Here is an 8957-nt window from a genome sequence, read left to right as displayed (position 1 = left end):
AGAGCTACCGACTGAAGGAGGCCGCCAACCGCCTGGCCCTCAACACCGAGCCTTCATAATCCGGTCGTCCTTGCCTGGTCCAGTTTGGGGTGGCCACAGGTGGGGGAGTTTGCACTGGCCATCGGGGCCAGCTCGCGCGCAGGGGGCAGCGCTGGTAGCTGGTTGTGCGGCAGCCCAGGGCGCCAGGGGGTTTCGAGATCCGTCATGATGAACAAATTTCACTTTGGCGACACATTAGCAGCTTATGTCGCTGTGAGCGACACGCCAACCTGACATGTCGACATTTTTTTAATTCGTCAACATGACGCGGGCCACATGTTCACTGCGACAACACATGGCGGCCATCATGTCGCCGAAACATCGTCTTTAGAACACTAGGCGACACTCCAGAGAAGCACGAACAGACTCTGATTCCTTTGATCGTTGGATACGGATCGAAGGGCGAGCGCGGCTCAAGAGCATTGCGCCCGCCCGTTCTGCATTCAGTCGCCCGCGTGGGCGGGTTGACGGCCGTTGCGCAGCTTGCGGGCGGCCGCGCCATTGGCAGATCGATCCGTTGAGTCCAGCCCGCCCTCTGCGCCCAGTCCACCGTGGCGGCGCGCCTCGCTCCCAGCACGACTGTCGAGGTAGTCAATCTCCTCGGCCGTAAAAGCCAGACCGTAGACGATGTCGCCGTTCTTTTCGTAGTTGTTGTTGCGCAAGCGGCCGGTGATGTTGCCATGCGAACCCTTGCCCAGGTACTCGACCACGTTCTCGGCCTGCTTACCCCACAGCGTCCATTGAATCGCAGCGGCCCGCTCTTCGCGCTCATCTCCGCTGCCGCGTCGGACGTTGCCGATTGCGGTCAGCACGCCCTTGGCCCTTGGCGATCTTGCCTTCGCGACCGTTGACGAATTCGAGCTTGACCGGGCCAGCGAGGTGCGCGTGATGCTGGATGACTTGAAAGTTTGTCATGTTCTTTCTAAGTCCGAGATCGACCAGCCGGGCCCAGATCTGGATTCCCTGACAACTGACCCTCTCGCTCGGACTCCCTCGCTCCCGGCTGGGGCTATGAGACCCATCGAATGATCGCCAGCCTGGCCGAGCCGCAGCTCAGCCCGGAGGCAAAAGCTCAAGTGCAGCGGCTGCTGGATCTGGAACCTGGCGCCACGCTATCGTCCATTGCGACTTGGGCGGATGAGATCCGGGACCGTAAGTCCGCCGCCTGGCATTACGTCAACTTCGACGACGCGGACTGCACCTACAAGCCCGAGCGCTACTGTGCCGATGGCAACTGCGTGGTCGACGCCATCGCGGCACAGGTGAATATCCTGAAGTCTTCGGCTCCGGACGCAGAGCGGCTCACCGCGCTGAAGTTCGTGGTGCACCTCGTGGCCGACATACATCAGCCCTTACACGCCGGCTTCGGCGAAGACAAAGGAGGCAACCTGTTTCAGGTCCAGGCCTTTGGCAAGGGCAGCAATCTGCACTCGCTCTGGGATACCGGCCTGATCGTGAACCGGCCCGGCGGATCGGCCAGCGTGCGTGAGGCGCTGTCACCGACGCTGCGAACGCAGGCCAAGGCGATCGAGCCGACACCCCGGGCCTGGGCGCAGGAGTCATGCAAGGTGGTCGCGCAGCAGGACTTCTATCCCGACTCACGGATCGTTGGAGAGGTCTACCAGGCGGCGCATGATGCGACTCTCAAGGCTCGCCTGACTGCTGCCGCCAAGCGACTGGCGGGCACGCTGAACGGGGTGCTGCGCTAGCTTGCAAGCCCGATATGAGCACTGAACTGACTCACAGCTCCCTGCCGCGACTTGGCTGGGCGGGGCTTGGAGTGCTCGGCCAGCAATCGTGGACGCGCCACAAAGCCGCCGCTCGACAGGTGAGCAATTGCCTGCAAAGGTAGCTCGTGGCGGAATTCGTTGACAACACGGATGTGCTTAAGCGCTGAGATGGCCCACTGAATCCCCGGAGCCACTGACCCGCAAGCCGCCCAGGCCTTCAGCGTTCGCCAGCCTGATCGGCATCGAGCTGAAGCGGTTCATCTAGCGACCACCTCCAGATGCGACGCATCTTCGAAAATCGCCTCGCCTCGCTCAGCCTACGTGCATCGACCGCAAGGTCTGTGACGGTAGTTCATCGAACATCGATCGATACTGCCTAGTGAAGTGGCTAGCGCTGTTAAAGCCGAGTTCCGTAGCGATGAAGATGATCGAGGTATCGCGACCCGACTTCAGTTGCCGCCGGGCCGCGTTGAGACGAAGAGCCCGCAGATAGGCCTGCGGCGTTGTCTGAAGGAACTCCTCGAAGCAGTACTGAAGGCTTCGCCGACTTGCGCAGGCGGCCCTGCAGATGTCTGCTGTTCCGATGTCTTCGTGGAGGTGGGCACGAAGATAGTCGGTCGCCCGCTGAACGACACGAAGTCGACTCTCGGCGCGCCTTGGGATGCTGCTGGTCTGGTCTTCTCCGGTCATGGCCAGCAGCACAGCCTGCCCCAGCGTTGCCAACAGCATCCTGCTGTCGCCACCTTGATGCCCGACAGGTTGCTCCTCGTGCGTTGCGGCCTGCAGCACCGCCAACAAAGTCATTCTGACGGCCGCCGCCGCGTCGGGCGCAACCCGGAGGTGGCGGGCTCGCACGGCTCGACCCAACCAGTCCTGCTTGTCTGGAGCCAGGTTCGCGAGCAGATCGCGGTGGATGCTGATGCCGACCAGATCAAACGCTCCGGAGGACGTCAGTTCATGTCCCTCCCTGCCTGTCAGTACCATCAGCGAGTCTGGACTCAAGGACTTTCCGGCAAACTGCGCGGCGCCGTCCACAGCCACGGGAACAGCCAGCGCAAGATGGTCTGCTGGGGGGTGTACCTGCTGTCTGAGATGACGGTTGGTGCTCTCGCGAAAGATCACCGCCGAGGACGTCATCAGCTGCCAGAACCTTCCATGGAACCGCCCCCGTCCGAGCTGCTCATAGACCTGATCGTAGCCCGCTAGGAATTCGGCCTGCTGATCGACGTCGTCTGCTTCGTGATACTCGAACGTAGCCATGGCCGCGCGCCTCCGCCTGTGTTCAAACGCTCAACGTACGTGGCCCTGCCGTCGTACTGACAACCACACTGCCGCCTGCAGATACAACACCCGTCAGCGTCGCGCGGTCATCCTGTCGACGCAGATCGAAGCGGGTCCCCTCGCGGTCGCCCAGCACCACGGTGCCGTCGACGCCAACGAGCAAGGGACGGCCGTCGGACAGCACGGTGGCGGCGGTGAACGAGCCCGCCTGCGGCACGGGATGATGCTGCCAGGTCAGCCCGTCATCTACGGAGCGTACGACGTTGCCGCGCATTCCGCCGGCCAGCAGCGCTCCACCAGGCAGCTGCAAGCCAGTCCACAGCGACCCCTTGTACGGCGTCGACACGGAGACCCAGCTGCGCCCGTCGACACTGTTCAGGACCTGCCCACCCTCCGCAGCAATCAGCCATCTTCCGGTCTTGGTCGCGAAGATGCGGTTCATGTGCCTCTCGCCTGCCTCACCCTCGATGAGTGTCTTGCGGGCCCATGACTTGCCAGCATCTGCCGTCGACCACGCAAGGCCATAGCTGCCCACGGCAAGTCCCCGACCGTCGGCCTCAACCCGAATCGCCAGCAGAACATCGGGGCCGTCGGCAGCGCCTGCCGCGAGTGACCAGGTCTCGCCCGCATCATCCGACGTCAGGATCACCCCGCCATGCCCGGCTGCCCAGACGCGTCGACCGTCGGTGGCGTGAATGCAGGCCAGCGTCGCGCGCGTGGGCACTGCTCTGGCCTGCCGCCAACTCCGCCCCAAGTCGTCAGACAGCAGGACGTGGCCGCGCTCGCCGACGGCAACGAGCCGCTCGCCCACTTGAGCAAGGTCCAGCAGCATCGCTCTTGCTGCCCCGGCCCGCACCCGGGCGGCGCCGTCAACGCTGAACGCCGCACGTGCCGATGCAGTCATTCCAGCTGTTGCCAGGATCGCGGCCAGCGCCGAACGTCGGTTTATTGCGTGCATGTCGTTGTCTCGCCTTAGTGCACCATCAGAGGCCGCCTGACCGGACCGCGGCGCGGGATCACGGCATCCAGGGTCACGGCGAGCGCGGGCAAAACCGTGATCGCCATCAGCATGTTCAGCATGAACATGAACGCCAACAGCAAGCCCATGTCGGCCTGAAATTTCAGAGGGCTAAACAACCAAGTGGCAACGCCGACGCTGAGCGTGAGTGCGGTGAAGACGGTGGCAATGCCAGTCTCGCTCAGTGCGCGCCGGAAGCCGGACACGATGTCCATCCCGTCGGCAAGATAGATCTGCAGCCGGTTGTAGATGTAGAAGGCGTAGTCAACGCCGATGCCGACGGCCAGCACCATCACCGGCAGGGTGGCCACGGTCAGGCCGATGTCGAGCGCCTTCATGAACCAGTAGCCGATGAACGTCGCCAGTGTCAGCGGCAAGCAGCACGCGACCACCGCACGCCAGTCTCGATACGTCAGGAAGACGAGGATCACGATAGTGGCGTAGACATACAGCATCATCGGAAGCTCTGTCTCCTCGAGCACTTCGTTTGTGGCGGCCTGTACTCCTGCGCTACCGCTCGCCAATCGCACGGTCACGCCGTCCAACTGGTTCTCGTCGCGGAATCGCTTGACCGCCGAGACCACGCGCTTGATGGTCTCCGCCTTGTGGTCGGTCAGGAACACATTGATCGGCAGCACGGTGCAACGGGGATCGTACAGGCCCGATCCCTCGCCCACCAGACCGATGAAACTGGCCATCGACCGCGCGTCGCGAGGCATGTCACCCCATCGCGGGTTGCCCTCGTTGAAACCGGCTGCACCCAGCTTGACAAGCGCCGGCAGGCTGGCCGTTCCGATCACGCCCTCAACGTTTGACAACTCCCACGCCAGATCGTCAATGAAAACCATCTTGCGCCAGTCGTAGCAACTCTCGGGCGCGGTCTCGTTCACAACGGTCAGCACGTCCAGCCCGACGGAAAATTTCTCGGCAATCGCCAACGCGTCCTGGTTGTAGCGGGCGCTGTCTCTTAACTCCGGGGCACCCGGTGTGACGTATCCGATGTGACGATCGCGACTGCCCCAGACCGCAAGCCCGAAAAGGACCGCGGCGGCAACCACCACGGCGCGCGCCGGCCCTGGCTCGGCCAGGCGCGCCATCGCCAACACGGCCATCGATCGACGCTCGCGGATGACCTGCATGCGCTGCCCGTAGTTGTCAGGCAACCGAACATAGCTCGCCACCACGGGCAGCATCACCAGGTTCGTGATGATCTTGTAGGCCACCCCCAAGGATGCAGTGATCGCCAGTTCGCGGATCATCGGGATGGGAATGAGCAGCAAGGTCGCGAAGCCGACGAAGGCGGTGATCAGGGCCATCGTGCCCGGCACGAGCAATGCACCGAAGCTGTGGCGCGCCGCGTCGAACGCAGCTGTGCCAGCCCCCATCTCTCGCACGATGGTGTTGATCTGCTGCACGCCGTGGCTCACGCCGATGGCGAAGACCAGGAACGGGACAAGCACGGCGAGGGGATCAAGGCCGTAGCCCAGCAGCTGGAGCGTCGCAAACTGCCAGATCAGCGACACCAGCGAACACCCCAGCGCAGCCGCCGTGAATGCCCAGCTTCGGCAGTACCACCAAACCGCCAGTGCGGTCAGCACGAACGCAAGACCGAAGAAGACGACAACGCCCTGGGCGCCCTCGGCAATGTCGCTGATCTGCTTGGCAAACCCGATGATGCGGATCTCGTAATCCGCGTCCTCGAACTTGGCACGCAGCTCGGCCTCTAGCTTTGGACCGAGCGCGATGTAGTCGGTAGGCTCCCGGGTGCGCGGATCGGAGTCCAGGAGGTCGGCAGTCACCATCGCGCCGGAGAAGTCGTTCGCCACCAGCGATCCGACATACCCCCCCTGGATCACGTTGTCGCGAATGCGCGCGACGCTCTCCGCATCCAGCTTGTCCGGCGTGACGTCGCCGCCGATGACATCACGCGCTTCGTAGCCCTCTTCGGTGACCTGCATCACCCGCGTATTGGGCGTCCACAGCGAGCTGACCGTCCGCCGGTCGACGCCAGGCAGGTACATCAGCGCCTGGGTCACCTCGTTGAGCTTCTTCAGCGCCTGCGGATTCCAGACGTCGCCCTGGCGGGCATGAACTACCACGACCAAACGGTTGGCGCCGAAGAGAACGTCCTTGTACTTGACGAACGTTTCCGTGTACTCGTGTCCCAGCGGCAGCTGCTTTCCGAAGCCGGCCGTCATGTGCAAGCGGGCCGCGAAGACTGCGGCCACCGCAGTTACCAGCGCAAGAACCGCGAGAACGGTCGACCGGTTTCCAAAGATCAATCGCTCGCAAGCGAGCACGATGCGTGCGAGCATGGCTGAGAGACCCTTCAGAAGCTATACGACAGGCTCGCCGACACATTGTCTCGGTCGCGAATGATGTTCGACAGCCCGCCCCCGAAGAAGGCGGTGTAGCCGAACTGCGCCTTCCACGTGGCGTCCTTGTCGAAGTTCAAGCCTACGAACAGCGACTTGCGCCCCTTCACGAACGGCAGCGTGTTGGGCGAAATGCCGCCCACGTCATGGGTGAAGACAGTCACCTGCGTCAGGTTCCAGTCGCTTCCCCAGACCCGTGGATAGCTGAGGTCGAGCTCCATCGCATAGCCCCAGCTGGTCTTGGTCGGGCTCTCGTAGGACGGAAAGATCAGGTACGGCACGGTCCCGACCTTGAGGCTTGGGTAGCGCGTGATCGCCACCTCGGCCAGCAAAGTGCCTTCGGCCGCCCCCAGCGCCTTGACCAGCGCGCCGGTCCAGCTGTTGACCTCGGTGAAATACAGCGCGGTCAGATGCGCCTGGACTTTCTTCTCTTCGACGTATCCGCGGACGGTCGCTCGTCCGTTGGCATCCGCATTGGCGGAATCGAAGATGCTGTATCGGCCGGCCAGGGGCACGCTGCCGTCGATCGCCACCGAATCCCTGGGGCGGAAGCTGATCTCTCCGCCAAGGGCCACCGGGCCAACCTTGGTGTTGAATGAAGCGCCGACGAGGTCCTTGTCTTTGCCGTACTCGTTGTAGTAGCCAATGGCGGCGACGTTTGAGGCCAGGTACGCAGGGTCCGTGAAGAGCGTGGTGAACGGCAGCTTGTCATGGTAGCGCTGGTAGTAGAACGCAAACTCGGTATCCATCCCCTTGGGCTTGAAGCGAGCTGCGAGTCCGTACTGCTTGCCCTTGGGCGGCAGCTTGTCACGCTCGAAAGGCGACACGTTGACGCCATCGGCGATGGCCGACCCCGTGTCACCGAAAGTCCCCGGCTGTTCGCCGAGGACACTGCTGGGAATGTAGGCCGGGCGCTGCCCCGCTCCGACGACGTCGGCGCCACTGAAGAACGTACCCACCGGATCGAAGCGGAAGGCGTTCCACTTCCACTGGTAGTAGGCTTCGACGCTGAGGCCATCGGCCACGCCGGCGTTCAAGCTGATCATGGGCGCGGGTCGCAGGATCTCCTTGACCTGGGCGCCGGGTGTGCGCAGCTTGCGCAGGTCGAACGCATTGATCTGGTTGATGCCGCCGACGATGAAGATGTCTTCGCCCCAGCTCAGCACCTGGTTGCCCACCCGTACGGTCGCGTTGCTATCGCCCAGCTTGAGGTCCTTCGACACCCAGGCATCCAGCCAGGTCCAGTTCGTGACGGCGATGTCTTTAGCCTCTCCCGACAACGGAGTGCGACGCGTGTCACCAGCTTTGAAGTCTTTCAACCAGCTGGCGCGCACCAGCGCACGCCAGCCATCCGGTGTCTTGAGGCCGAACTCATGGTTGCCCTTCAGTGGCGCCGAGACGACGTCGCCACGGCGATAGTTCAGGTTGCCGTCGTCGCCATTGAGAAAGTTGAAGTCTGGATTGGCGGCAGCCTCGCCGCCCGGTCCGTTCAGCAGGGCACCGAGTCTGGCACTCGTGGGCACGCTGCCGCGGTTGTCGTTGCCAACGGTCTCACGCGATGGCTTCCCCAGCCGCACCTGGGCGCCAAACGAGAGCGTCGAGTTGAAGTCAATCTCGACCCCGCTCTCAGTGGTTGCGCGCACCGCGTGAGCGGGCATCAGGGCGAGGAAGGTCGAAGCGGCGACCAGGTGGCGGGTGAAGATGGTCTTCATGGCGGTCTCCTTCAGCGTGAGCCGGCGCGGCGAAGTTCGTCGGGATTGAATCGCTTCATGTCGATGCGCCCTTCCCTTCCGGCCAGCCAGTCGACCTTGCCTTGCTGCGGCATGTTGTCGGCCATGTAGCGGCCCACGTTCAAGTCATAGACGGTGTAGCCTTGATAGACGCAGGCGGGCAGTTCCCACGCGACGTAGGGATAGCTTTCCTGCACGCGCCACACCTTGCCCTGTGCGTCGTAGTTGTCCACCGCCACCATCATCCAGCTGTCCTCGTCGAGGTAGATGACGCGCTTGGGGAACTGATGCCGCTGCCCGGGCTTCACCGTGGCTTCGATCTTCCAGACGCGGTGCACCTCGTAGCGGATCAGATCGCGCTTGGGGTAGTCGGCACCGAAGACATCAGCCAGTTTCAGGTCCTGGTTGTTGAACTTGAAGGTGTTGTACGGAATGATCAGTTCCTGCTTGCCAACCAGTTTCCAGTCGTAGCGGTCCAGCCGGCCGGCGAACATCGGGTACTGGTCCACGGCAAGCAGGTTTTCGTAACCGGGCACCGGGTTGTCGTACGCAAAGGTCGGGGCGCGTCGCACGCGGCGCTGACCCGGGAAGTACAACCACGCGTCGTTGTCCTTGGCCTGTGAGTAATGAACCAGGATGATCTCGCCCGTGCGTGCAGCAGGCGTAACCACCTCATTGAGCAGCATCCATTCGATGCCATCGCCTTCGGTGGCGGACTTGCCCGCCAGGTTGCCCAGCGGCGTGGCCGTCCACTGGTCTTGCACCAGCGGCACGAACTTGCCGT

The 8957-nt window shown here is 63.1% G+C and carries 6 protein-coding genes and 1 pseudogene; 1 reads left to right on the top strand and 6 read right to left on the bottom strand.

The annotated features are described in order from the left end of the window. Positions 1–482 precede the first annotated feature (482 nt). Positions 483–851 carry a single-stranded DNA-binding protein gene (locus tag ACIQ67_RS18030; protein ID WP_397535758.1) on the bottom strand — a complete coding sequence of 123 codons (369 nt, stop codon included), beginning with the start codon at positions 849–851 and terminating at the stop codon, positions 483–485. Positions 852–1055: 204 nt separating this feature from the next. Here ACIQ67_RS18030 and ACIQ67_RS18025 point away from each other — a divergent pair. Further along, positions 1056–1748 (top strand): annotated as a pseudogene (locus ACIQ67_RS18025) (S1/P1 nuclease); the annotation flags it as partial. 333 nt (positions 1749–2081) lie between these two features. Here ACIQ67_RS18025 and ACIQ67_RS18020 read toward each other — a convergent pair. From ACIQ67_RS18020 to ACIQ67_RS18000, 5 genes are all read right to left on the bottom strand, one after another. Continuing rightward, positions 2082–3029: a helix-turn-helix domain-containing protein gene (locus ACIQ67_RS18020; RefSeq protein WP_397535757.1), complete on the bottom strand. Its 948-nt coding sequence runs from the start codon at positions 3027–3029 to the stop codon at positions 2082–2084. 22 nt (positions 3030–3051) lie between these two features. After that, positions 3052–3882 (bottom strand): WD40/YVTN/BNR-like repeat-containing protein, encoded by an 831-nt coding sequence (locus ACIQ67_RS18015; RefSeq protein ID WP_397535756.1) that lies wholly within the window; start codon positions 3880–3882, stop codon positions 3052–3054. Between the two features lie 140 nt (positions 3883–4022). Continuing rightward, entirely contained in the window at positions 4023–6383 is a 2361-nt protein-coding gene (locus ACIQ67_RS18010; RefSeq protein WP_397535755.1) for an RND family transporter, read from the bottom strand. Positions 6384–6397: 14 nt separating this feature from the next. Further along, on the bottom strand, positions 6398–8155 hold the full coding sequence (locus tag ACIQ67_RS18005) for a DUF1302 domain-containing protein (RefSeq protein ID WP_397535754.1): 1758 nt from the start codon (positions 8153–8155) through the stop codon (positions 6398–6400). Between the two features lie 11 nt (positions 8156–8166). Continuing rightward, a partial coding sequence (locus ACIQ67_RS18000) for a DUF1329 domain-containing protein (protein ID WP_397535753.1) occupies positions 8167–8957 on the bottom strand: 791 nt, incomplete at its 5' end.

It is taken from the genome of Roseateles sp., from assembly GCF_044373315.1.
Lineage (GTDB): Bacteria > Pseudomonadota > Gammaproteobacteria > Burkholderiales > Burkholderiaceae_C > JACDQM01.
The sequence above is the reverse complement of the archived record's forward strand: the minus strand, read 5'-3'. Positions and strand labels throughout refer to the sequence as shown.

Bases quoted from the DNA above. Each gene is read 5' to 3' on its own strand.
- ACIQ67_RS18020 (WP_397535757.1), bottom strand. From the start codon at position 3,029: ATGGCTACGTTCGAGTATCACGAAGCAGACGACGTCGATCAGCAGGCC.
- ACIQ67_RS18015 (WP_397535756.1), bottom strand. From the start codon at position 3,882: ATGCTGCTGGACCTTGCTCAAGTGGGCGAGCGGCTCGTTGCCGTCGGC.
- ACIQ67_RS18010 (WP_397535755.1), bottom strand. From the start codon at position 6,383: ATGCTCGCACGCATCGTGCTCGCTTGCGAGCGATTGATCTTTGGAAAC.
- ACIQ67_RS18005 (WP_397535754.1), bottom strand. From the start codon at position 8,155: ATGAAGACCATCTTCACCCGCCACCTGGTCGCCGCTTCGACCTTCCTC.